Origin of the sequence: Streptomyces corallincola (assembly GCF_019104725.1) — a bacterium.
GTDB lineage: Bacteria > Actinomycetota > Actinomycetes > Streptomycetales > Streptomycetaceae > Streptomyces > Streptomyces corallincola.
Genome location: NZ_JAHRXF010000004.1, coordinates 1 through 23,439, shown reverse-complemented (window position 1 = coordinate 23,439; position 23,439 = coordinate 1). Strand labels below are relative to the sequence as shown.

Annotated in this window: 21 protein-coding genes; 13 read left to right on the top strand and 8 right to left on the bottom strand. The window is 72.7% G+C overall.

Translation table 11 applies throughout. The features are described from left to right. Positions 1–67 precede the first annotated feature (67 nt). Complete coding sequence (locus KUM39_RS04425) at positions 68–1,063, top strand: class I SAM-dependent methyltransferase (RefSeq protein ID WP_217784039.1); 996 nt, start codon at positions 68–70, stop codon at positions 1,061–1,063. Between the two features lie 27 nt (positions 1,064–1,090). Here the strand turns inward: KUM39_RS04425 and KUM39_RS04420 are convergent, their stop codons facing one another. Next, a complete protein-coding gene (locus tag KUM39_RS04420; protein ID WP_217784038.1) occupies positions 1,091–2,296 on the bottom strand; it encodes a bifunctional adenosylcobinamide kinase/adenosylcobinamide-phosphate guanylyltransferase in 1,206 nt (401 codons plus the stop codon). A 102-nt stretch (positions 2,297–2,398) separates the two neighbouring features. On the opposite strand from KUM39_RS04420, the gene KUM39_RS04415 reads away from it, so the two are divergent. Further along, positions 2,399–2,614 (top strand): hypothetical protein, encoded by a 216-nt coding sequence (locus KUM39_RS04415; protein WP_217784037.1) that lies wholly within the window; start codon positions 2,399–2,401, stop codon positions 2,612–2,614. A 114-nt stretch (positions 2,615–2,728) separates the two neighbouring features. Here the strand turns inward: KUM39_RS04415 and KUM39_RS04410 are convergent, their stop codons facing one another. From KUM39_RS04410 to KUM39_RS04400, 3 genes are all read right to left on the bottom strand, one after another. Further along, positions 2,729–3,790 carry a S1C family serine protease gene (locus KUM39_RS04410; protein WP_217784036.1) on the bottom strand — a complete coding sequence of 354 codons (1,062 nt, stop codon included), beginning with the start codon at positions 3,788–3,790 and terminating at the stop codon, positions 2,729–2,731. Between the two features lie 100 nt (positions 3,791–3,890). Further along, positions 3,891–4,592, bottom strand: coding sequence for a class I SAM-dependent methyltransferase (locus KUM39_RS04405; protein ID WP_217784224.1), 702 nt, complete (start codon positions 4,590–4,592; stop codon positions 3,891–3,893). A gap of 83 nt (positions 4,593–4,675) precedes the next feature. After that, the gene (locus tag KUM39_RS04400) at positions 4,676–5,272 is read right to left on the bottom strand and encodes a DUF3043 domain-containing protein (protein WP_217784035.1); all 597 of its coding nucleotides are present in this window, start codon (positions 5,270–5,272) and stop codon (positions 4,676–4,678) included. 297 nt (positions 5,273–5,569) lie between these two features. Between KUM39_RS04400 and KUM39_RS04395 the strand changes: the two genes are divergently transcribed. From KUM39_RS04395 to KUM39_RS04375, 5 genes are all read left to right on the top strand, one after another. Then, the gene (locus tag KUM39_RS04395; RefSeq protein ID WP_217784034.1) at positions 5,570–6,343 is read left to right on the top strand and encodes a PspA/IM30 family protein; all 774 of its coding nucleotides are present in this window, start codon (positions 5,570–5,572) and stop codon (positions 6,341–6,343) included. Between the two features lie 19 nt (positions 6,344–6,362). Further along, the gene (gene pspAA / locus KUM39_RS04390) at positions 6,363–6,641 is read left to right on the top strand and encodes a PspA-associated protein PspAA (protein WP_217784033.1); all 279 of its coding nucleotides are present in this window, start codon (positions 6,363–6,365) and stop codon (positions 6,639–6,641) included. Between the two features lie 116 nt (positions 6,642–6,757). After that, on the top strand, positions 6,758–7,981 hold the full coding sequence (locus KUM39_RS04385; protein ID WP_217784032.1) for a sensor histidine kinase: 1,224 nt from the start codon (positions 6,758–6,760) through the stop codon (positions 7,979–7,981). Further along, positions 7,978–8,658 (top strand): response regulator, encoded by a 681-nt coding sequence (locus KUM39_RS04380; RefSeq protein WP_217784031.1) that lies wholly within the window; start codon positions 7,978–7,980, stop codon positions 8,656–8,658. The genes KUM39_RS04385 and KUM39_RS04380 overlap by 4 nt, the downstream gene beginning before the upstream one ends. Positions 8,659–8,885: 227 nt before the next feature. Then, positions 8,886–12,035, top strand: a complete 3,150-nt coding sequence (locus KUM39_RS04375; RefSeq protein WP_217784030.1) for an efflux RND transporter permease subunit — start codon at positions 8,886–8,888, stop codon at positions 12,033–12,035. 125 nt (positions 12,036–12,160) lie between these two features. On the opposite strand, the gene nadA is transcribed toward KUM39_RS04375, so the two are convergent. After that, a complete protein-coding gene (gene nadA, locus KUM39_RS04370; RefSeq protein ID WP_217784029.1) occupies positions 12,161–13,345 on the bottom strand; it encodes a quinolinate synthase NadA in 1,185 nt (394 codons plus the stop codon). 275 nt (positions 13,346–13,620) lie between these two features. Here nadA and KUM39_RS04365 point away from each other — a divergent pair, with 275 nt between their 5' ends. After that, positions 13,621–13,977, top strand: a complete 357-nt coding sequence (locus KUM39_RS04365; protein ID WP_217784028.1) for a HesB/IscA family protein — start codon at positions 13,621–13,623, stop codon at positions 13,975–13,977. An 89-nt stretch (positions 13,978–14,066) separates the two neighbouring features. Here KUM39_RS04365 and KUM39_RS04360 read toward each other — a convergent pair whose 3' ends face one another. Both KUM39_RS04360 and KUM39_RS04355 read right to left on the bottom strand, forming a co-directional pair. Beyond that, complete coding sequence (locus KUM39_RS04360) at positions 14,067–15,593, bottom strand: flagellar basal body-associated FliL family protein (protein ID WP_217784027.1); 1,527 nt, start codon at positions 15,591–15,593, stop codon at positions 14,067–14,069. 121 nt (positions 15,594–15,714) lie between these two features. After that, the gene (locus KUM39_RS04355) at positions 15,715–15,921 is read right to left on the bottom strand and encodes a hypothetical protein (protein WP_217784026.1); all 207 of its coding nucleotides are present in this window, start codon (positions 15,919–15,921) and stop codon (positions 15,715–15,717) included. A gap of 194 nt (positions 15,922–16,115) precedes the next feature. Here KUM39_RS04355 and KUM39_RS04350 point away from each other — a divergent pair, with 194 nt between their 5' ends. Further along, complete coding sequence (locus KUM39_RS04350) at positions 16,116–17,090, top strand: carbohydrate kinase family protein (RefSeq protein ID WP_217784025.1); 975 nt, start codon at positions 16,116–16,118, stop codon at positions 17,088–17,090. A gap of 67 nt (positions 17,091–17,157) precedes the next feature. On the opposite strand, the gene KUM39_RS04345 is transcribed toward KUM39_RS04350, so the two are convergent. After that, complete coding sequence (locus KUM39_RS04345) at positions 17,158–18,543, bottom strand: cysteine desulfurase/sulfurtransferase TusA family protein (RefSeq protein WP_217784024.1); 1,386 nt, start codon at positions 18,541–18,543, stop codon at positions 17,158–17,160. A 325-nt stretch (positions 18,544–18,868) separates the two neighbouring features. On the opposite strand from KUM39_RS04345, the gene ctaC reads away from it, so the two are divergent. From ctaC to KUM39_RS04325, 4 genes are all read left to right on the top strand, one after another. Beyond that, complete coding sequence (gene ctaC, locus KUM39_RS04340) at positions 18,869–19,828, top strand: aa3-type cytochrome oxidase subunit II (protein ID WP_217784023.1); 960 nt, start codon at positions 18,869–18,871, stop codon at positions 19,826–19,828. Next, complete coding sequence (gene ctaD, locus KUM39_RS04335) at positions 19,825–21,552, top strand: aa3-type cytochrome oxidase subunit I (RefSeq protein WP_217784022.1); 1,728 nt, start codon at positions 19,825–19,827, stop codon at positions 21,550–21,552. The genes ctaC and ctaD overlap by 4 nt, the downstream gene beginning before the upstream one ends. Next, on the top strand, positions 21,549–21,947 hold the full coding sequence (locus KUM39_RS04330) for a cytochrome c oxidase subunit 4 (protein ID WP_217784021.1): 399 nt from the start codon (positions 21,549–21,551) through the stop codon (positions 21,945–21,947). The genes ctaD and KUM39_RS04330 overlap by 4 nt, the downstream gene beginning before the upstream one ends. Before the next feature lie 147 nt (positions 21,948–22,094). Then, complete coding sequence (locus tag KUM39_RS04325) at positions 22,095–23,363, top strand: L,D-transpeptidase (RefSeq protein ID WP_217784020.1); 1,269 nt, start codon at positions 22,095–22,097, stop codon at positions 23,361–23,363. Positions 23,364–23,439: the final 76 nt, after the last annotated feature.

Here is a 23,439-nt window from a genome sequence, read left to right as displayed (position 1 = left end):
GCGTTCGGTATCCCTTACGTTCCGGTTTGCAGCGCAATGTCGCCGCGACGTCGCACAGGGAGCCGCCATGCAGCCCTCGCCCCCCGCCCCGCGGGCCACCGCCCCGGCCGGGCCCCGGATCGGCCCGCCCGCACGGCCCGCCGACCCCGCCGACCCCTTCCTCGAACCCCGCCGGACGGCGTGCCCCTGGTGCGGCGGCGACCGGCTGCGGACCCGGCTGCGCACCGGTGACCCGCTGCGCCAGCGGCCCGGCGCGTTCACGCTCGACCGGTGCGACGGCTGCGGGCACGTCTTCCAGAACCCCCGGCTCAGCGCGGAGGGCCTCGCCTTCTACCACCGGGACGTCTACGCCCGGCAGCTCGACGACCTCGCCACACGGGTCCGCACCGCCCGCGCCGTACGACGCCATCAACGCGCCGCCGCGTACGCCCTGTCGGCCCTGCGCGAGCCGGAGAGCTGGCTCGACGTCGGCACCGGGCTCGGCGGATTCCCCGAGGCGGCCAGGGAGTTCTTCCCCTACACCAGCTTCGACGGGCTCGACCCCACCGCCCGCGTCGAACAGGCCCTGCTGGAAGGGCGGGTGGAGGAGGCGCACCGGGGCTGGCTCAGCACCCCCGGCACGGCCGCCCGGCTCCGGCGGCGCTACGACGTCGTCTCCCTCTTCCGCCACCTCCAGCACGCCCCCGACCCGCGCACGGAACTCCGCGCCGCGCTCGCGGTGCTGCGGCCCGGCGGCCACCTCGTCGTCGAACTCCCCGATCCGCGCTCGGCGTTCGGCGCGCTGCTCGGCGCCCACTGGCCGGGATGGGGGCAGCCCCGGCACCTCCACCTCATCCCCCTCGACAACCTCTGCGCCGAACTGGAGGGACTCGGCGGGACGGTACGGGTCATCGACCGGGCCCGCGCGCACGTCCCGTACGACCTGACGGGCGCCGTGCTGTCCGGTCCCGCCGGGATGCGGGGCCTGCGGGGGCCGGCCCGGCTGCTGGACGCGGCGCTGGCTCCGCTGGCCCGGCACTCGGCCCTCTCCAACGGGTACCGGGTGGTCGCCCGCAGGGCCTGACCTCCCGCCCGCCCGTGACCGTCGGCCTCAGCCGCCCCGGACCACCACCGCCACCCCCGCGACCACCCAGACGACCTCCTCGCACTCGCCCGCGAACTCCGCGTTCAGGCGCCCCAGTTCGTCGCGGTAGCGACGGCCCGACGGGGTGGCGGGGACGATGCCGGAGCCGACCTCGTTGGAGACGGCGACGAGGGTGCGGCGGGTGGTGCGGACGGCGTCCGTCAGTTCACGGACGCGCTCACGGAGCTTCTTCTCACCGCCGCCCGCCCATTCCGCGTCGTCCCAGGCGCCGACCGCGTCCATCGCGTCGGTCAGCCAGAGGGAGAGGCAGTCGATGAGCAGGGGCGGACCGGTCCCGGTGAGCAGGGGCACGAGGTCGGTGGTCTCGGTCGTACGCCAGGAGGCGGGGCGGCGTTCGCGGTGGGCGCTCACCCGGTGCGCCCACTCGGTGTCCCCGCCGCGGGTACCGCCCGTGGCCACGTACAGCACCTCGGGGAAGGCCGCGAGGCGCCGCTCCGCCTCGGCGGACTTGCCGGAGCGGGCACCGCCCAGCACCAGGGTGCGGCGCGGCACGTCCGGTACGTCCTCGTAGGCACCGACCGTCAGCGTCGTACCGTCCGGGACGGCGCGGGCGCCCGCCGCCGCGAGGCGGCGGCGCACCTCCGGGCCCTGGGGCACGTCGTGGTCGAGGTGGACGGCGACCACGTCCGTGGTCGGGCCCGCCGCGCCGACGGCGCGCAGCCGGGCCAGCGCGTCGGGGCGGCCGGTGACGTCGGCGAGGACGAGGTGATACGGCTCGGCCGCCGTCTCCGCCAGGCCCGCCGGGGAGCCGCCCGGCGGGAGGTACAGCAGGCGGCTGCCGTCCGGGCCGGTCACCGCGTAACCGGTGCCGCCCGCGTCCATCGCCAGCGCGCGCACCCGGTGCCCCGTCAGCAGCGCCAGCTCACGGCCGTCCGGTACACGGGCGGGCTGCGGCAGCCCGGCCGGGACCTCCACGGCCGGGCCGTCGTGCGGGTGGGACAGCAGCACGTGCCGGACCCCGCCGAGCGAACGCCCCGACCGGGCCGCCGCGAACGCCGCGCCCGGTGTCAGGTCCAGCAGCAGCGTGCCGTCCACCAGCAGCGCGGTCGCCGCCCGCGCGTCCGGGCCGTGTGCCGTCGCGCAGACCGCGCAGGGACAGTCGGGGCGGGGCAGTCCCGCGGGGGCACCGGTGCCGAGCAGAGTCACTTCCACGGACCGATTTTCGCCTGTCCACCGGCCCGCCGCCCCTTCGCGCCCCCCGGAGGGCCCCGAGCGCATACCCTGCCAGCACGAGTTGGATCAAAGGAGGTCCGGATGACGACGGCATGGACGTGGCGGTTCGAGAAGGCCGACGGGACAGAGGTCCGGCCCGCGGTCGAGCCCGAGGAGTTCACCACCCAGGGCGACGCCGAATCCTGGATCGGCGAACACTGGAAGGCCCTCCAGGAGGGCGGCGCCGACCAGGTCCGCCTCTACGAGGAGACCGACGAGATCTACGGCCCCATGAGCCTGCACGCCGACGCGTCGTAACCCCCCCGATCCCCCCGCGGCCCACGCGCGTGAGCCGCGGGGGGCGGGATCGGCGCAGCCGCGACCGGCCGTCGTGGCCCGTACGGGGGAGACCCCGTCGGCCCCGGCGGGGCGTCACTGCTCGCCCAGGGTCACCTGTGCCGTCTTCTCCGCCCCGCCCCGCCGGAAGGTCACCGCGACCCGCTGCCCCGGCTTCGCCGCCGCGAGCGCCTCCGCGAGCGCGGTCGTACTGGTGACGGGTGTGTCCCCGAGGCGGACGACGACGTCCCCGGCCCGGAGCCCCGCGACGGCGGCCGGTCCACCGGGCCGGACCGTGACGACGGCCACCCCCACCGGCCGGTACTCCGCGTCCACGAGCGTGCGGACCGTGACCCCGAGAGCCGCGCGCCCGGAGTCCACGACCCGCCCGGTACGGACGATCTGATCGGCGACGGTCTTCACCAACGAGCCGGGGATGGCGAACCCGATACCCGGCGCCGCACTGCCGCCCAGCTGCGGATCGGTCGCGGCGAGCGTCGGGATGCCGATGACCCGCCCGTCCAGGTCCACCAGCGCGCCCCCGCTGTTGCCGGGGTTGATCGCGGCGGAGGTCTGCACCATGTCCGCGATGGTCGCGCCGGTACCCCCGTCGTCACCGCTCTCGCTGACCGTCCGCCCGGTCGCGGAGACGATCCCCTGGGTCACGCTGGACGACAGCCCGAGCGGCGACCCCATCGCCAGCACGATCTGCCCGACCCGCACCTTCGCCGAGTCCCCGAACCGCGCCGCGCGCAGCCCCGCCGGAACCCGGTCCAGCTTGATCACCGCGAGATCCTGCTCGGGGTAGGAGTACACCAGCCGCGCGGTCAGCGGCTGCTCGCTGTGGGCCGTGGTCACCTGGAACGTCTTCTCGTCCCCGACCACGTGCGCGTTGGTGACGATGTGCCCCTGCCCGTCGAACACCACCCCGGAGCCCAGGTCCCGGCTCGCCTGGATCTGCACGACCGACGGCAGGACCTCCTCGACGACCCGCAGATAGCGCGCCTGGAGATCCTCCGCCGCGTCCGCCACCGCCGCGTCCGCCTTCGGCAGCGGCGCGGTGCACGCCCCGGTCAGCCCGGCCAGCAGTACGGCACTCACGAACACGGGGGCCGCGGCACGCCACCGCACGCCGAAGGGGGTACGGGAAGCGTCCATGCCCCGAGTCTCGGCCGCGCCCCGGCCCCCGGCCCGCCGGATACGCCCGAACGGGCCGCGCGGGCTCCCGCAGCGGGGAGCCGTCGTCGGGGCCCGTCCGTCAGCCCCGCACCCCGCACAGGTGCAGCAGCGCCGCCACACCCCGGTACGGATCGGTGCGCCCGGCCCGCTCCTCGGCGGCCAGCAGCGTCTCCAGGTCGGCGGGGATCTCCGCGTCGTCCGGCGCCGTGTCGCTGAGCACCCGTACGCCGTACCAGGCGTGCAGCGGCGCGGCGATGCCCGCGAGGGTCGCGGTCAGCGCGGACAGCCGGTCGGCGCGGGCGTCGAGGCCGAGCCGGTTGCGGTAGGAGGTGGAGTCGAAGGCGGCCAGCGCGCCCGCCCAGTCGCCGGAGAGGCCGGGGCGCAGGGCGAGCGCGTCGCCGTTGCGCACCAGCAGCGACAGCAGACCGCCGGGGGCGAGCATCCGGGCCAGCCCGGCCACCATCGGATCGGGCTCCTCGACGTACATCAGTACGCCGTGGCAGAGCACCACGTCGAAGCTGCCCGGCAGGAAGTGCACCCCGGTGTCCCGGCCGTCACCCTGCACCAGCCGCACCCGCTCGCGGATGCCCTCCGGCTCGGCGGCCAGCGCCGTACGCGCCGCCCCGATCATGGTCGCGTCCTGCTCGACCCCGGTCACCCGGTGCCCGAGCCGGGCCAGCCGCAGCGCCTGCGTGCCCTGGCCCATCCCCACGTCCAGCACCCGCAGCCGCTGCCCCACGGGGAAGCGCCCGGCGAGCTGTTCGTCCAGCTGCCGGGCCACCAGTTCCTGCCGTACGACATCCCGCAGACCGCCCACGCGGTCCAGCCAGGCCGACACGGCACCCCCCGTGAACGCGTCCGCGCTCAGAACTTCTCCCCGCGCTTGACCTGCGGCTTCGGCAGCCGGAGCCGCCGCATCTGGAGGGAGCGCATCAGGGCGTACGCGACCGCGCCGCGCCGGTTCTGGTCGGGGAAGCGCTCGGTGAGGCGCTTGCGCAGCCGGATGCCGCTGACCACGCCGTCCAGCACGATCAGGACGATCACGATCAGCCACAGCAGCAGCGCGATGTTCTGGATCGGCGCGATCTTCACCACGCTCAGCACCAGGATGATCACGGCCAGTGGCAGGAAGAACTCCGCCACGTTGAACCGGGAGTCCACCCAGTTGCGCGCGAACCTGCGGACCGGGCCCTTGTCGCGGGCCGGGAGGTACCGCTCGTCGCCGGACGCCAGCGCCTGGCGCTGCCGGTCCAGCGCCTGACGGCGCTCCTCCCGCTGGCGCTTGGCGGCGTCCTTGCGGTTCGTCGGGGTCTGGGCGACGCTCCGCCGCTGGGACTGGGCCTCACTGCGCTTGGGCGTGGGCCTGCCCTTCGGGGCCTGCGGGTCGCGGGTCTGCTTGGAGTCGGTCACCTGGGCCTTGTCGGCGGGGGCCTTCTCATCCTTGGCACGGCTTCGGAACACAAACACCAAGGGTACGGGCTTTCCCCGCGTGGACCCCGGCGCGGCGGGGAACGATCCGGCAACGCCGCGCGTCTACAAGGGACAGAGGGGACGACGCGGACGCCTCCACCGGGTCCGGGCGGTACCCGCCGGGGCCCGCCTCCTCCTCACGCGGGAGGGGCGAGGTCGCACAGTCGTCCTCGGGGATGAGCGCATCGGTCCCCGAACAGTGCGGTAATGGAGTCAGGGCCCGTACTGTGGGTTCTGTCGCAGGAGCTGTGAGCCGGTAGGACGGTCAGAAGGGGGCGCGCGAAGCCCATGAGCGGTGTCATGAAGCGTATGGGGATGCTCTTCCGCGCGAAGGCGAACAAGGCCCTTGACCGGGCCGAGGACCCGCGCGAGACCCTCGATTACTCGTATCAGAAGCAGCTCGAACTGCTGCAGAAGGTCCGCCGGGGCGTGGCCGACGTCGCCACCTCCCGCAAGCGTCTGGAGCTTCAGCTCAACCAGCTCCAGTCCCAGTCCGGCAAGCTGGAGGAGCAGGGCCGCAAGGCGCTCGCCCTCGGCCGCGAGGACCTCGCCCGCGAGGCGCTGTCCCGCCGTGCCGCGCTCCAGCAGCAGGTGACGGACCTGGAGACGCAGCACTCCACCCTCCAGGGCGAGGAGGAGAAGCTCACCCTCGCGGCGCAGCGGCTCCAGGCCAAGGTGGACGCCTTCCGCACCAAGAAGGAGACCATCAAGGCCACCTACACCGCCGCCCAGGCGCAGACCCGGATCGGGGAGGCGTTCTCCGGCATCTCCGAGGAGATGGGCGACGTGGGCCTCGCCATCCAGCGCGCCGAGGACAAGACCGCCCAGCTCCAGGCGCGGGCCGGTGCCATCGACGAACTCCTCGCCTCCGGCGCCCTCGACGACCCCTCCGGCATGGCCAAGGACGACATCCAGGCCGAGCTGGACCGGCTCAGCGGTGGTACGGATGTGGAGCTGGAGCTCCAGCGCATGAAGGCCGAGCTGGCCGGAGGGTCCCCGCAGCAGGCCATCGAGGGTGGCGAGGGGAAGGCGCAGGACGCTCCCCGGTTCGACAAGCAGTAGCCGAGGAGGGCGAGGCGAAGTGATCGTACGGATCATGGGGGAAGGCCAGGTGAAACTGGACGACTCCCGCTTTCCCGAGCTGAACGCGCTGGACGACGAGTTGCTCGCCGAGGTGGAGAGCGGGGACGAGGAGGGCTTCCGCCGGACCCTCGGCGCCCTCCTCGACGCGGTCCGCTCCTTCGGCGTCCCCCTCCCCGACGACTCCCTCGAACCCTCCGAGCTGATCCTTCCGGCCCCGGACGCGTCCCTGGACGACGTCCGGGACATGCTCGGCGACGACGGCCTGATCCCCGGCTGAACCGCGGGGGCCCGCTCCGGCCGGTCGCGCGGCCCCACCTCGCGTGCGTTCAGGTGCGGGCCGACCGTGACCGGTCGCGCGTTCCCGGGGAGCCCTCGCGCCGTACGCTGCACAGCGTGACCCCCCTCGACCGGATCAGGCAGCGACTCACCGTGCGCCCGCTGGCGTTGGACGCGGCGATCGCGGCGGGGGTGCTCGTCTGCATGGTCGCCGGTTCGTTCGTGGTGCCCAGAGGGGCGAACGGGGTGGCGTGGGGGGTGCGGGTGCCCGACCCGCTCGCGCTGGTGCTGATGGTGCTGGGGGCGGCGGCGCTGGTGTTCCGGCGGCGGGCGCCGAAGACGGTGCTGGCGTTCACCGGGACGCTGGCCGTCGTGGAGTCGGTGACCGGAGATCCCCGCGCGCCCGTGGCGATGTCGGCCGTCGTCGCGCTGTACACCGTCGCCGCGACCACGGACCGTACGACCACCTGGCGGGTCGGCCTGCTGACGATGGCCGTGCTGACCGCGACCGCGATGCTGGCGGGGCCGTTGCCCTGGTACGCGCAGGAGAACCTGGCCCTGGTCGCCTGGACCGGTATCGGGGCGACCGCGGGGGACGCGGTGCGCAGCCGCCGGGCGGTGGTCGGCGCCATCCGGGAGCGGGCGGAACGCGCGGAGCGGACGCGGGAGGAGGAGGCGCGGCGCAGGGTCGCGGAGGAGCGGCTGCGGATCGCGCGGGACCTGCACGACGTGGTCGCCCACCACATCGCGCTGGTCAACGTACAGGCCGGGGTCGCGGCACACGTGATGGACAAGCGGCCCGACCAGGCGAAGGAAGCGCTCGCCCACGTACGTGCGGCGGGGCGGTCCGCGCTGGAGGAACTCCGCGCCACCGTCGGCCTGTTGCGGCAGTCCGACGACCCGGAGGCGCCCACCGAACCGGCCCCCGGCCTGGACCGCCTGGAGGACCTGGCCGGTACGTTCCGCAATGCCGGGCTCCCCGTGGAGGTGGCCCGCGCCGACCACGGCACCGACCTGCCCGCCGCCGTGGACCTGGCCGCGTACCGGATCGTGCAGGAGGCCCTCACCAACGTCCGCAAGCACGCGGGCACCGACGCCCGCGCCGAGGTCAGCGTGGTCCGGGTCGGCCCGCACATCGAGGTGTCCGTACTGGACGACGGAGCGGGCGCGGACGCGGCACCCGGCACCGGCGGCGGGCACGGACTGCTCGGGATGCGCGAGCGGGTCGGCGCCCTCGGCGGCACCCTGACCACCGGACCCCGCTACGGCGGCGGCTTCCGGGTCCATGCGATCCTGCCGGTCAAGGGGCGTACGACCACCGCACCGGGGGAGACCGCGTGACCATCCGTGTCCTGCTCGCCGACGACCAGGCGCTGCTGCGCAGCGCGTTCCGGGTACTGGTGGACTCCGAGCCCGACATGGAGGTCGTCGGAGAGGCGTCCGACGGCGCCGAGGCGGTCCGGCTGGCGAAGGAGAAGGCCCCGGACGTCGTCCTGATGGACATCCGGATGCCCGGCACCGACGGCCTCGCCGCCACCCGGCAGATCGGCACCGACCCGGCGCTCGCCGCCGTACGGGTCGTCATCCTGACCACCTTCGAGGTGGACGACTACGTGATCTCCTCGCTGCGCGCGGGCGCCTCCGGCTTCCTCGGCAAGGGCAGCGAACCCGAGGAACTGCTCAACGCCATCCGGGTCGCCGCCGCCGGAGACGCCCTGCTCTCCCCGGTCGCCACCAAGGGCCTCATCGCCCGCTTCCTGGCGCGCGGCGACGACGGCGACGGACCCGACCCCGAGCGCGCCGGACGCCTCGGCACCCTCACCGGCCGGGAGCGCGAGGTGCTGGTCCAGGTGGCCGGGGGACACTCCAACGACGAGATCGCCGAACGCCTCGAAGTCAGCCCGCTCACCGTGAAGACGCACGTCAACCGGGCGATGGCCAAGCTCGGCGCCCGCGACCGCGCCCAGCTGGTCGTCATCGCCTACGAGTCCGGCCTCGTCCGCCCGCGCACCGACTGATCGCCCGGGCGTACGGTCCCTCCCCCCTCCTCCGTACGCCCCCTCTCCACCCCGCGTGTACTGCGCGCGGAGTAGGGCGGCGGTCAGGAACGGGACCTGCGGCCTACGGATCGGCCGTCCGGGATGGACCAGGGTGTGTGGGGTGGCCGCTGTCCGCGGTCGCCCCGTGGCCGTGCCGTGCGTTCCGCCGCGGCTCCCGCCCGCCCCTCCGAAGGATGTCCTGACCCATGTCCTGGCTGTCGAGATTCAGCCTCGCGCAACGGGCCCTGATCGGCCTGATGTCGCTCATCGCGCTCGTCTTCGGGCTGATCGCGATACCCCAGATCAAGCAGCAGCTGCTGCCCACCATCGACCTGCCGATGGTGTCGGTGATCGCCCCGTACCGGGGCGCGGCCCCCGACGTCGTCGAGAAGCAGGTCGTCGAGCCCATCGAGGACAGCCTCCGGGCCGTGGACGGCGTCAGCGGCGTGACGTCCACCGCGAGCGAGGGCAACGCCGTGATCATGGCGTCCTTCGACTACGGCAACGACTCCAAGACGATCGTCGGTGACGTCCAGCAGGCGGTGAACCGGGCCCGCAACCAGCTTCCGCAGGGGGTGGACCCGCAGGTCGTCTCCGGTTCCACCGACGACATCCCGACCGTCGTCCTGTCCGTCACCTCCGGCCAGGACCAGCAGGCGCTGGCCGACCGGCTCGACACCACCGTCGTGCCCACCCTGAAGGACATCGACGGCGTCGGCCGCGTCCAGGTCACCGGCGTACGCGACCTCCAGGTCACCGTCACCCCCGACGACGCGAAGCTGGCGAAGGCGGGCGTGCCCGCCGCCGCGCTCGGGGAGGCGCTGAAGACCGGCGGGATCACCGTCCCGGCGGGCTCCTTCGACGAGGGCGGCGCCAACCGCACCGTCCAGGTCGGCCGCGGCTACACCTCGCTGAAGCAGATCCAGGACCTGATGGTCACCGGGCAGGGTGTGCGCGAGCCGGTCCGGCTCGGCTCGGTCGCCACGGTCGCCGAGCGGCCCGCCCCGGCCGACTCCCTCACCCGCACCGACGGCCGTCCCAGCCTCTCCGTCGCCGTCACGATGGACCACGACGGCAGCGCCGTCAGCATCTCCGACGCGGTCAAGGACAAGCTGCCCGAGCTGCGTCAGGACCTCGGCTCCGGCGCGCGGATCACCGTGGTCAGCGACCAGGGCCCGGCGGTCTCCAAGTCCATCAAGGGCCTCACCACCGAGGGCGCGCTCGGTCTGCTCTTCGCGGTCCTGATCATCCTGGTGTTCCTGGCCTCGGTCCGCTCCACGCTGGTCACCGCCGTCTCCATCCCGCTGTCGGTGGTGCTGGCGCTGATCGTGCTGTGGACGCGCGGCCTGTCCCTGAACATGCTCACCCTGGGCGCGCTGACCATCGCCATCGGCCGGGTCGTGGACGACTCGATCGTCGTCCTGGAGAACATCAAACGGCACCTCGGCTACGGCGAGGAGCGCAAGGAGGCCATTCTCGGCGCGGTCCGCGAGGTCGCCGGAGCCGTCACCTCCTCCACCCTCACCACGGTCGCCGTGTTCCTGCCGATCGGCCTGGTCGGCGGCATGGTGGGCGCCCTGTTCGGCTCGTTCAGCATCACCGTGACGGCGGCCCTGCTCGCCTCGCTGGTGGTGTCGCTGACGGTCGTGCCCGTGCTGTCGTACTGGTTCCTGCGCGCCCCCAAGGGCACTCCGGAGGACGCCGAGGAGGCCCGCCGCCGCGCCGAGGAGAAGGAGTCGCGCAGCCGCCTCCAGCGCTTCTACGTGCCGGTGCTCCGGTTCGCCACCCGGCGCCGTCTGACCAGTGTGCTCATCGCACTCGTCGTCCTCGTCGTCACGTTCGGCATGTCCGGCCTGCTGAAGACCAACTTCTTCGACCAGGGCGACCAGGAGGTGCTGACGGTCAAGCAGGAGCTGAAGCCCGGCACCAGCCTCGCCGCCACCGACGCCCAGGCCCGGCGGGTCGAGAAGCTGCTCGCCTCCACCGAGGGCGTCAAGGACTACCAGGTCACCGTCGGCTCCTCCGGCTTCATGGCCGCCTTCGGCGGCGGCACGGACACCAACCAGGCGTCCTACCAGGTCATGCTCAAGAACGCGGCCGACTACGACCGCGTCGAGCGGCGCCTTGAGGACGGTCTGCGGACGCTGAAGGGCGCCGGGACCACGACCGTCTCCGCGGGCGGCGGCTTCGGCAGCCAGAACCTGAGCGTCGTCGTGAAGTCCGCCGACCCCAAGGCGCTCGCGGAGGCCGCCGAGCGGGTCCGCGCCACCGTGGCCGGGCTGGACGACGTCGCCGACGTCTCCAGCGACCTGTCGCAGAGCGTGCCGCGCGTCTCCGTCACCGGCACCGCCAAGGCCGCCGCCGCGGGCTTCGACAACGCCCGCCTCGGCGCGGCCGTCACCCAGGCCGTACGCGGTACGACCGTCGGCACGGCCGTCCTGGACGACACCGAGCGCGACATCGTCATCACGTCGCCGAAGCCCGCCACCACCGTCGCCCAGCTCAGGGCGCTGCGCCTCGGCCCGGTGAAGCTCGGGGACATCGCCACGGTCAAGGTCGTGGACGGCCCGGTCTCCATGACCCGGATCGACGGGCAGCGCGCGGCCACCGTCACCGCCCGGCCCACCGGTGACAACACCGGCGCGGTCAGCACCCAGCTCCAGTCCCGGATCAAGGCGCTGAAGCTCCCGGCGGGCGCCACGGCCGAGATCGGCGGTGTCACCTCCGACCAGGGCGACGCGTTCAAGAACCTGGGCCTGGCCATGCTCGCGGCCATCGCCATCGTGTTCCTGCTGCTGGTGGCGACGTTCCGCTCGCTGGCCCAGCCGCTGATCCTGCTGGTGTCCATCCCGTTCGCCGCCACCGGCGCCATCGGTCTGCTGGTCGCCACCGGCACCCCGCTGGGTGTCCCGGCGATGATCGGCATGCTGATGCTGATCGGCATCGTCGTCACCAACGCCATCGTGCTGATCGACCTGATCAACCAGTACCGCTCCCAGGGGTACGGCGTGGTCGAGGCCGTGATCGAGGGCGGGCGGCACCGGCTCCGGCCGATCCTGATGACCGCGCTGGCGACCATCTTCGCCCTGCTCCCGATGGCGCTCGGCGTCACCGGCGAGGGCGGCTTCATCGCCCAGCCGCTGGCCGTGGTGGTGATCGGCGGTCTGATCTCCTCGACCGTGCTCACCCTGCTGCTGGTGCCGACGCTCTACGCGATGCTGGAGCTGCGCAAGGAGCGCCGTGCCGGGAAGCGCGCCGCCAGGCAGGGCACCCCGGTGCCCGGGCAGCGCGGGTCCGATGACACGGCGGAGGCCGAGTCCGGCTCCGAGGACGGCGCGGAGCCCGCGCGGGTCTGACCCCGCCGGGGCGCGGCCGTACTCGGTGAGCCCCGTACGACACGAGCCCGTGGGCCCGGAGCGATCCGGACCCACGGGCTCGTGGGCGTTCTGGGCGACCGGCCCCGACCGGCACCGGCAACCGGCTACGGCAGCGCCAGCATCCGCTCAAGCGCCAGCTTGGCGTACTTCTCCGTCTCCGGGTCCACCTCGATGCGGTTGACCAGGGTGCCCTCGGCCAGCGACTCCAGGGTCCACACCAGGTGCGGCAGGTCGATCCGGTTCATGGTGGAGCAGAAGCAGACCGTCCGGTCCAGGAAGACGATCTCCTTGCCCTCCGGGGCGAAACGGTTCGCCAGTCGGCGGACGAGGTTCAGCTCGGTGCCGATCGCCCACTTGGAACCGGCCGGGGCCGCCTCCAGCGCCTTGATGATGTACTCCGTCGAACCGACGTAGTCGGCGGCGGCGACGACCTCGTGGCGGCACTCCGGGTGCACCAGGACGTTCACGCCCGGCACGCGCTCGCGCACGTCGTTCACCGACTCCAGGCTGAACCGGCCGTGCACCGAGCAGTGTCCGCGCCAGAGGATCATCTTCGCGGCCCGCAGCTCCTCGGCGGTCAGCCCGCCGTTCGGCTTGTGCGGGTTGTAGACCACGCAGTCCTCCAGGGACATGCCGAGGTCCCGCACCGCCGTGTTCCGGCCCAGGTGCTGGTCGGGCAGGAAGAGCACCTGCTCACCCTGCTCGAACGCCCAGTTCAGGGCGCGCTCGGCGTTGGAGGAGGTGCAGATGGTGCCGCCGTGCCGCCCGGTGAAGGACTTGATGTCCGCCGAGGAGTTCATGTACGACACCGGGACCACCCGGTCCGCGATCCCGGCCTCGGTGAGCACGTCCCAGCACTCGGCGACCTGCTCGGCCGTGGCCATGTCGGCCATCGAGCAGCCGGCCGCCAGGTCCGGCAGGACGACCTTCTGGTCGCCGGAGGTGAGGATGTCCGCCGACTCGGCCATGAAGTGCACACCGCAGAACACGATGTACTCGGCCTCCGGGCGGGCCGCCGCGTCGCGGGCCAGCTTGAAGGAGTCGCCCGTGACATCCGCGAACTGGATGACCTCGTCGCGCTGGTAGTGGTGGCCGAGGACGAAGACCTTGTCCCCGAGCTTCTCCTTGGCGGCGCGGGCGCGCGCGACCAGATCCGGATCGGACGGCGAGGGCAGGTCACCGGGGCACTCGACGCCGCGCTCGCTCCTCGGGTCGGCCTCACGGCCGAGCAGCAGCAGGGCGAGCGGACTCGGCGACACGTCGAGGTCCTGTTGCGGGGCGGTGGTCACGACACGCACCCTTTCTAGTTTTCGTCTAACTGACGCTATCTATGATAACCGCTTCACGTCACTTTGACGATGCCGGATGCCCCGCATGTGATCCGCGTCCCGCCGCCCGGCACCCGGCCACCGTCGCCCTGTCGTCCCCCGCGGGCATGTGCGAGCATGAAAGCGGTAGAAGAGAAAAACGCGACCACGCTCACATCCGGCCCGGAATGAATCCGCGAACGCACCGGTTGCACTGGTCGGTAAAGCAGTCTCCGTACACACCGGGAGAGATGTAGATGTCCGTATCGGACGAGACCGGCACCGTCACCGACGGCATCATCCTGACCGACGCCGCCGCGTCCAAGGTCAAGGCCCTGCTGGACCAGGAAGGCCGGGACGACCTGGCGCTGCGCGTCGCCGTCCAGCCCGGCGGCTGCTCCGGCCTGCGCTACCAGCTCTTCTTCGACGAGCGTTCGCTCGACGGCGACGTCGTGAAGGACTTCGGCGGGGTCGAGGTCGTCACCGACCGCATGAGCGCCCCCTACCTGGGCGGCGCCACCGTGGACTTCGTTGACACCATCGAGAAGCAGGGCTTCACCATCGACAACCCGAACGCGACGGGCTCCTGCGCCTGCGGCGACTCGTTCAGCTAGTCGTCCCGGCCGGGATCACCCGGTCCGCGCGCACACCGAAGGGCGGCGGCCCCCTGCGAGGGGGGCCGCCGCCCTTCGTGTACGCCGGTTCAGCGGGCCGTACGCTCCACGGGGCCCGGCTTCGCCTCCGGCACCGCGTCGCCGTCGGTGCCGACCACCTTCCGCCCGCCCAGCGGCGCGTCCAGCCGCACCGTCTTCGTATGCAGCACCCCGAGGGCGATACAGGTGCCGGGCGCGGACCTGCCGGTGACCCGCACCGTGACCCGCCCGCCGCTCTCCCGCGCCCGGGCCGCGTACGACGTGCACGCGCCGCCGGTGAAGTGTACGGTCAGCTCGCGCCCCTGGACGCCGTACCCCTCGACCCTGGTGTCCGAGAGCCGGGTGCCCGGGTCGCCGGACGGCGTGGGCCGCCCGGACGGCACGGACGGTCCGCGCAGGTACGCCGGGTCCACCGCCGGGTGCGTCATCGTGAACGCCTCGCTGCCGCTGCCCGCGTGGAACAGCCAGGACGGCACCAGCGCGAGCCGCCCGGACACCGCGTGCGCGGCCAGCCCGAACTCCGCCTTCGTCACCGTCGTGGCGGACGCCGCCGCGCTCCCCGACGGGCCGGTGCCGCACGGCTGCTCCAGCCGGTCCTTCAGCGGTACGGGCTCGGCGCAGCCGCCGATGCCCATCCGGTGGCCCGGCGCGCCCACCGGGGGTGACGCGGTCGGGCCGGTCTCCCGCGCGTTCAGCAGCGCGAGCGTCCTCCGCGCGCTCAGCACGGGATACGTGGCGCCCTTCACCGGCACCGACAGCATCCCGTGGCCGCCGACCAGGGCGCCCTTCCGGTCCACCGTCAGCCCGGTCGTCCAGCCGTAGGTGGGCAGCCCGTCCACCACCGGGTCGGCGTTCACCACCCGCTGCGCGCCCTGTACCGCGCTCGCGTCCACGCGGGCGCCCCGCTGGCCGAGCGCCTCCAGCACCGGGGCGGCGACCGCGCGGGCCCTGCCCTCGTCCACCGGGTCGGCGGCCGGTCCGCCGGGGTCCTGGAGACAGGCCGTCACCTTGCGGCAGTTGTCGGTGCTGGGGGAGAGACGGGAGTACGTCCAGGCGCCGGGGGCCGTCCGGTCCACCCGCAGCACCGGACCCGTACCGTCCTTGCCGCCGATCCGCCAGGACGTGCCCTCGTCCACCGGGGTGCCCTCGACGCCGAGCGCCTTCGCCAGCCGGAACACCGCGTCCCGGCCGACATCGCCCCGCGGGGCGTACACCGCCGCCCGGTCGGGTCCGGCGGGCAGCGTGCCGGGTGCCGTGTACGTCCGGCCGTACGGGTTCGGCTCACCGGGGGCGAAGCCGCCCGCACCGCCGTCCGTACCAGCGCCCGTGCCGCCGCCCGTGCCGTCGTCGAGGGTGAGCGGCGGGGGAGTGGAGCCGGACGCGCCCGCCGCCGAGGTTTGGTCGTGCGGTCCGTCGGCCGTGGCGAGGTAGGCGCCCCCGCCGCCGACCAGCAGGACCGCCGTCGCCACCGACAGGACGGCCGTGCGCGACCGCCGCCGCCCGCCCCCGGCGACCGGGGCGTCGCTCCCCGCCCGCTCCTCCGGCTCTCCGGCACCCTCGGCCCGTTCGGTGTCCACCGCATCGCTCCTCACCGCGTCGTGTCCCACGCCCCCACGCGGGGGACGGAGTTGGGACGTGCCGGACGGGCGAGCGGTTCCCCCGGGCTCCCCGGGGGCCCTCGTGAGGTTCCCGCGCTGCTCAGTCGCCGTAGTCGGACATCGAGTCCAGCAGCCGCGCCGACCGGTCCGGCACCGTCACCCCGGTGAGCGGCGCCGGTGACCCGGCGGTCTCCCGGTCGTGGCGGGACGGCCAGCGGGGTGCCATCCGGGCGCAGTCACCGCGCAGCGAGGCGAGATCGCCCTCCAGATCGGCCGGAGCGGGCGTACGGGCGTCGAGGTTCGTCATGACGGCACCGTAGGCACGCGGGCGGGCGCGAAGAAAGAGCTACTATCGGGTAGTTTTGCCGCCGCACCCCGCCATCGTCCGGCCGGCACCCGGCCGGCGCCCGAGCAGGGCCCGGCCCGCGTCGGGCTTCGGGGAGCCGCGCCGAGCGGGTAGCGTGAACTGTCAATCCGCCTCCCCCGCAGGAGAACGCCCTCGTGCGCATCGCAGTCACCGGCTCCATCGCCACCGACCACCTCATGACCTTCCCCGGCCGGTTCGCCGACCAGTTCGTCGCAGACCAGCTCCACACGGTCTCGCTGTCGTTCCTGGTGGACAACCTGGACGTGCGCCGGGGCGGTGTCGGCGCGAACATCGCCTTCGGCATGGGCCAGCTCGGCACCCGCCCGATCCTGGTCGGCGCGGCCGGGTTCGACTTCGACGAGTACCGCGCCTGGCTGGACCGGCACGGCGTGGACACCGAGTCGGTGCGCATCTCCGAGACCCTGCACACCGCCCGCTTCGTGTGCACCACGGACGCCGACCACAACCAGATCGGCTCCTTTTACACGGGCGCGATGAGCGAGGCCCGGCAGATCGAGCTGAAGACGGTCGCGGACCGCGTCGGCGGCCTCGACCTCGTCCTGATCGGCGCCGACGACCCCGAGGCGATGCTCCGGCACACCGAGGAGTGCCGCTCGCGCGCCATCCCGTTCGCCGCCGACTTCTCCCAGCAGATCGCCCGCATGGAGGGCGAGGAGATCCGGATACTGCTGGACGGGGCGACCTACCTCTTCTCCAACGAGTACGAGAAGGGGCTCATCGAGGCCAAGACCGGCTGGACCGACGCCGAGATCCTCTCCCGCGTCGGACACCGGGTCACCACCCTCGGCTCGCGCGGTGTCCGCATCGAGCGCAGCGGCGAGGACCCGATCGAGGTCGGCTGCGCCGAGGAGGACCGCAAGGCCGACCCGACCGGTGTCGGCGACGCGTTCCGCGCCGGGTTCCTCTCCGGGCTCGCCTGGGGCGTCACCCTCCAGCGCGCCGCGCAGATCGGCTGCATGCTCGCCACCCTCGTCATCGAGACCGTCGGCACCCAGGAGTACCGCCTCAGCCGCGGCCACTTCATGGACCGCTTCACCAAGGCGTACGGCGACGACGCCGCCGACGAGGTCCGCGTCCACCTCGGCTGACCCGGCGCCGGGTGCGGGACCCGCGGGTTCCGCACCCGCACCCGCACCCCGGCGGCCGGTCGCCCCGTCAGCTCACCCGCCGCACCACGTACACCGCGCCCCGCTCCGCCGCCTCCTCGCCCACGTACTCCTGGCCCCGCATCGCGCACCACGCCGGGATGTCCAGCCGGGCCGCCTCGTCGTCCGCGAGGACCCGCACCGTGGAGCCCACCGGGACCTCCGGGAACACCCGGGCCAGCTCGATGACCGGGATCGGGCACCGCTTGCCCAGGGAGTCCACCACCAGCCCCGCCGGACCCGGCTCCGTCACCGGGGCCGGGACGTCCGCGCCCGCGAGCCGCGCCCGCACCCCCGCCACCGCGTCCGGCAGCACCGCGAGGAACCGGTCCACGTCCTCACCGCTCGTCCCCGGCGGCAGCGACACCCGCACATTGCCCTCGCTCAGCACCCCCATCGCCTTCAGGACATGGCTCGGCGTCAGGGTGCTGCTCGTGCAGGACGACCCGGAGGACACCGAGAACCCCGCCCGGTCCAGGGCGTGCAGCAGCGCCTCCCCGTCCACGTGCAGACAGGAGAAGGTGACGATGCCGGGCAGCCGGTGCTCCGGATCGCCGACCACCACCGCGTCCGGCACCAGCAGCGGCACCCGCGCCCGGAGCCGCTCCGTCAGCTCCCGCAGCCGTACCGCCTCCTGGGCCGCCTCCGCGCGCACCGCCCGCAGCGACGCGGCGGCGGCGACCACCGCCGGAAGGTTCGGGAAGCCCGGCGCCCGGCCCGACTCCCGTTCGTCCAGCGGGCCGGGGGGCGCGAACCGGACCCCCTTGCGCACCACCAGCACCCCCACACCGGGCGGCCCGCCCCACTTGTGCGCGCTCGCCGCCAGCAGGGACCAGGCGCCCTCCACCGGCCCCCAGCCCAGCGACTGGGCCGCGTCCACCAGCAGCGGCACGCCCGCCGCCCGGCACACCTCGGCCACCTCCGCGACCGGCTGGACCGTCCCCACCTCGTGGTTGGCGGACTGAAGACACGCCAGCGCGGTGTCCGCGCGCAGGGCCTCCGCGTACGCCGACGGGGTGACACGCCCGGCCCGGTCCACCGGCACCCGGACCGCCGTACCCCCCGCCGCCTCGAACGCCTCCGCCGAATGGAGTACCGAGGAATGTTCGACCGCTGACACGATCAGGTGGCGTCCGACGCGCCGCCGCCCGGCCAACGCGCCCGCCGCGCCGCTGTGTACGGCGGCGGTCCCGGACGGTGTGAACACCACCTCGTCGGCCCGGCAGCCCACCGCCTCCGCCGTCGCCTCGCGCGCCGCGTCCAGCAGCAGCCGCGCCCGGCGGCCCTCCCGGTGCAGCCGCGCCGGGTCGGCCCAGCCGTCGTCCAGGGCGGCCAACAGGGCCTGACGGGCCACGGGATGCAGGGGAGCGCCGGAGGCGGCGTCGAAGTAGGGCACCCGGCAACGGTAGTTCTCCGCCCCGCCGGGACCATGCGGAGGGCCGCCCTCCGCGCGCGCCGGGGACCCCGCGGGTCCCGAACGCCCGCGCGCCGACCGGGGAAAGCGGCCAAGGTCGGGAGGGAATCCGGGGAGTCCTCCGCCCAAACCCACCCCTTCGGGCTGACCCGCGGCGCGTATGCCCCCCTCCCCGCGAACCCCCGGAGGGCGTCGGCTAGGGTTTGGTCCGCATAAACATCCAAACCCCTGCCCGACGCAGGGCGGCGACCGACCAGCGAGAAGGCCGCAGCCGACAGCGCGGGCGAGACTCTCGGGAAGGCGCTACGTGAGTCCCAACGGCTCCGACCGCTCGCCGCGGCGCCCGATGCGGCGGAAGCTGCTGCAGGCAATGACCGCGGGCCTGGTCCTGGCGACCGCTACCGGTTGCACATACAAGGACTTCCCCCGCCTTGGTATGCCCACCCCCACCACGGAAGAGGCCCCCCGCGTCCTCTCCCTGTGGCAGGGGTCCTGGGCTGCCGCGCTCGCCGTCGGCGTGCTGGTGTGGGGCCTGATCCTGTGGAGCGTCGTGTTCCACCGGCGCAGCCGCACCAAGGTCGAGGTACCTCCGCAGACCCGGTACAACATGCCCATCGAGGCCCTGTACACGGTGGTCCCGATCATCATCATCGCGGTGCTGTTCTACTTCACCGCACGGGACGAGTCGAAGCTCCTCTCCCTCGAAAAGAAGCCGGACGTCACGGTCAACGTGGTCGGCTTCCAGTGGAGCTGGGGCTTCAACTACATCGAGAACGTGCCGGGTTCGACGGGCGACGCCAAGACCGCCCCGAACCTGGACACCATCCCCACCCGGTTCAAGGACCAGTTCCCGGCGAACGCGGGCGGCGTCTACGACGTCGGCACCCCGGCCACCCGGAACCCGCAGACCGGCAACCCCGGTCCGACGCTGTGGCTGCCCAAGGGCAAGACGGTCCGCTTCATCCTGACCTCACGTGACGTCATCCACGACTTCTGGGTGGTGCCGTTCCTGATGAAGCAGGACGTGATTCCGGGTCACACCAACGCCTTCCAGGTGACCCCGAACCACGAGGGCACCTTCCTCGGCAAGTGCGCCGAGCTGTGCGGTGTCGATCACTCCCGGATGCTGTTCAACGTGAAGGTCGTCTCCCCGGAGCGTTACGAGCAGCACCTCAAGGACCTCGCCAAGAAGGGGCAGACCGGTTACATTCCCGCCGGCATCGCGCAGACGCCGCACGAGAAGAACCGGGAGACGAAGAACCTGTGAGCATCCTCAACGAACCTCAGGGTGCCGCCGCCGCTGAGGAACCGGGCGCGATCCCGGTCCGGCGCAAGCAGCCCGGCAGTGTCGTGGTGAAGTGGCTGACGACCACCGACCACAAGACGATCGGCACGCTCTATCTGGCGACGTCGTTCGCGTTCTTCCTGATCGGCGGCGTCATGGCGCTGCTGATGCGCGCCGAGCTGGCCCGTCCGGGCCTGCAGATCATGTCGGCCGAACAGTTCAACCAGGCGTTCACGATGCACGGCACCGTGATGCTGCTGATGTTCGCCACCCCGCTGTTCGCGGGCTTCGCGAACTGGATCATGCCGCTCCAGATCGGCGCGCCCGACGTGGCGTTCCCGCGGCTGAACATGTTCGCCTACTGGCTCTACCTGTTCGGCTCGCTCATCGCCGTGGGCGGCTTCCTCACCCCGCAGGGTGCGGCCGACTTCGGCTGGTTCGCCTACAGCCCGCTGTCGGACGCGATCCGCAGCCCCGGCATCGGCGCCGACATGTGGATCATGGGTCTGGCCTTCTCCGGCTTCGGCACGATCCTCGGCTCGGTCAACTTCATCACCACCATCATCTGCATGCGCGCCCCCGGCATGACGATGTTCCGCATGCCGATCTTCGTGTGGAACGTGCTGCTGACCGGTGTGCTCGTGCTGCTGGCCTTCCCGGTGCTGGCCGCCGCGCTGTTCGCCCTGGAGGCGGACCGCAAGTTCGGTGCCCATGTGTTCGACTCCGCCAACGGCGGGGCCCTGCTCTGGCAACACCTCTTCTGGTTCTTCGGCCATCCAGAGGTGTACATCATCGCCCTGCCGTTCTTCGGCATCATCAGTGAAGTGATCCCGGTCTTCTCCAGAAAGCCGATGTTCGGCTACATGGGTCTGATCGCGGCCACCATCTCCATCGCCGGTCTCTCCGTGACCGTGTGGGCGCACCACATGTACGTCACCGGCGGTGTGCTCCTGCCGTTCTTCTCCTTCATGACGTTCCTCATCGCGGTCCCGACCGGCGTGAAGTTCTTCAACTGGATCGGCACGATGTGGAAGGGCAGTCTGTCCTTCGAGACACCGATGCTCTGGGCCACCGGCTTCCTGATCACCTTCACCTTCGGTGGTCTGACCGGTGTCATCCTGGCCTCGCCGCCGATGGACTTCCACGTCTCCGACTCGTACTTCGTGGTGGCGCACTTCCACTACGTGGTGTTCGGCACCGTCGTGTTCGCGATGTTCTCCGGCTTCCACTTCTGGTGGCCGAAGTGGACCGGCAAGATGCTCGACGAGCGGCTCGGCAAGATCACGTTCTGGACGCTGTTCATCGGCTTCCACGGCACCTTCCTGGTCCAGCACTGGCTGGGCGCCGAGGGCATGCCCCGCCGGTACGCCGACTACCTGGCGGCCGACGGGTTCACCACCCTGAACACGATCTCCACGATCAGCTCGTTCCTGCTCGGCCTGTCGATCCTGCCGTTCCTCTACAACGTCTGGAAGACGGCCAAGTACGGCAAGCCGGTCGAGGTGGACGACCCGTGGGGCTACGGCCGTTCGCTGGAGTGGGCGACCTCCTGCCCGCCCCCGCGCCACAACTTCGTCACCCTGCCCCGTATCCGCAGCGAATCCCCGGCGTTCGACCTGCACCACCCGGAGATCGCCGCCCTGGAGCAGCTTGAGCACGCCGGTCACGGCGACGCCAAGACGGCCACCAAGGAGGTCGGCAAGTGAAGATCCAGGGCCGGATGTTCGTCTGGCTGAGCCTCTTCGTCCTGATCATGGCGGCCGTCTACGGCGTCTGGTCGAAGGAGCCGGCCGGTACCACCGCTCTCTTCCTGGCCTTCGGCCTGTGCATCATGATCGGTTTCTACCTGGGCTTCACGGCCAGGCGGGTGGACGCCGGAGCGCAGGACGACAAGGAGGCCGACGTCGCGGACGACGCGGGCGAGCTGGGCTTCTTCAGCCCGCACTCGTGGCAGCCGCTCATGCTGGGCATCGGCGGCGCGCTCGCCTTCCTCAGCATCGCGATCGGCTGGTGGCTGATCTACTTCGCCGCCCCCGTCATCGGGGTCGGCCTGTGGGGCTGGGTCTTCGAGTACTACCGCGGTGAGAACCGCACCCAGTAGCACGCGACCCGGCCACACGCACGGCGCACACCGCGAGCCCGGACCCTCCGCCAGGAGGGTCCGGGCTCGTGCGTTCGGCCGCCGTGTCGGTACCTCGTACGAGGTACGTACCGCGCCGGTAAGGTCTCCGTCTCATAGCTTGATCACATGAATCAGACCCCGCGGACCCGCGCCGTCCTCGGCTGCGCCCTGCTGGTGACCGCCCTCGGCGCCGGTGTCACCGGCTGCGGTGCGGACGGCGACCCCCTGTCGGCCAAGCCGTTCGACGCGGCGGGCCAGATCTCGTTCAGCGGCCCCACCGAGGCGGGGAAACCGGCCGACCCGGACAAGCCCCTGGAGATCACCGCGAAGAGCGGCGAGGGCCGGATCACGGACGTCACCGCCCAGGACGCCACGGGCCGCCGTGTCGCGGGCGAACTCTCCGCCGACGGCAGCCGCTGGCACAGCACCTCCCCGCTGGCCGCCGACGCCCACTACACGGTCGCGGTGAGCACCGAGGACGAAGACGGCGCCCCCGGCCGTAAGGTCATCGTCTTCGACACCACCAAGCCCGCCACCACCAAGCGGCTCGCCGTCACCTTCGGCCCCGAGGCGGGGGAGTACGGCGTCGGCCAGCCCGTCACCGCCATGCTCGGCGAGCCCGTCAAGGACAAGGCGCAGCGCGCCGTGGTGGAACGCGCCCTGCGGGTGGACTCCACCCCGGTGGTGCAGGGCTCCTGGTACTGGGTCAGCGACAAGGAACTGCACTACCGCCCCAAGGACTACTGGCCCGCCCACGCCACCGTCCAGGTGCACTCCAACCTCGACGGCGTCAAGGTCGGGGACCGGCTGTGGGGCGGCAAGTCCAAGGACCTGAGGATCACCACCGGCGACCGCGTCGAGGCCGTCACCGACGCCTCCGCCCACCAGCTCACCTTCTACCGCAACGGGCAGCAGGTCGAGCAGATCCCGGTCACCACCGGCAAGGCCGGCTTCGAGACCCGCAACGGCGTCAAGGTCGTCCTGGAGAAGCAGTCCTTCGTACGCATGCGCGGGACCACCGTCGGCATCGCCGAGGGCAGCTCCGACTCCTACGACCTGCCGGTCTACTACGCGACACGGGTCACCTGGTCCGGGGAGTACGTGCACGCGGCGCCCTGGTCGGTCGGCTCCCAGGGGTACGCCAACGTCAGCCACGGCTGCGTCGGGATGAGCACCGCCAACGCCGAGTGGTTCTTCGACCACGTGCGCCCCGGCGACGTGGTCCGGGTCGTCAACTCCAACGGCGACACGATGGAGCCGTTCGGCAACGGCTTCGGCGACTGGAATCTGGACTGGGCGAAGTGGCGCACCGGCAGCGCTCTGAACGGCACCGGCACCAACACGGCGGACACCCCGGCGCAGGACACCCCGCGGCTGCGGCCGACGGCCGTGTGAGGTCCTGACGGACGCGGGCGGTGGCCGCCCCGGGAAACAACCCCCCCCCCCCCCCCCCCGCCCCCCCCCCCCCCTC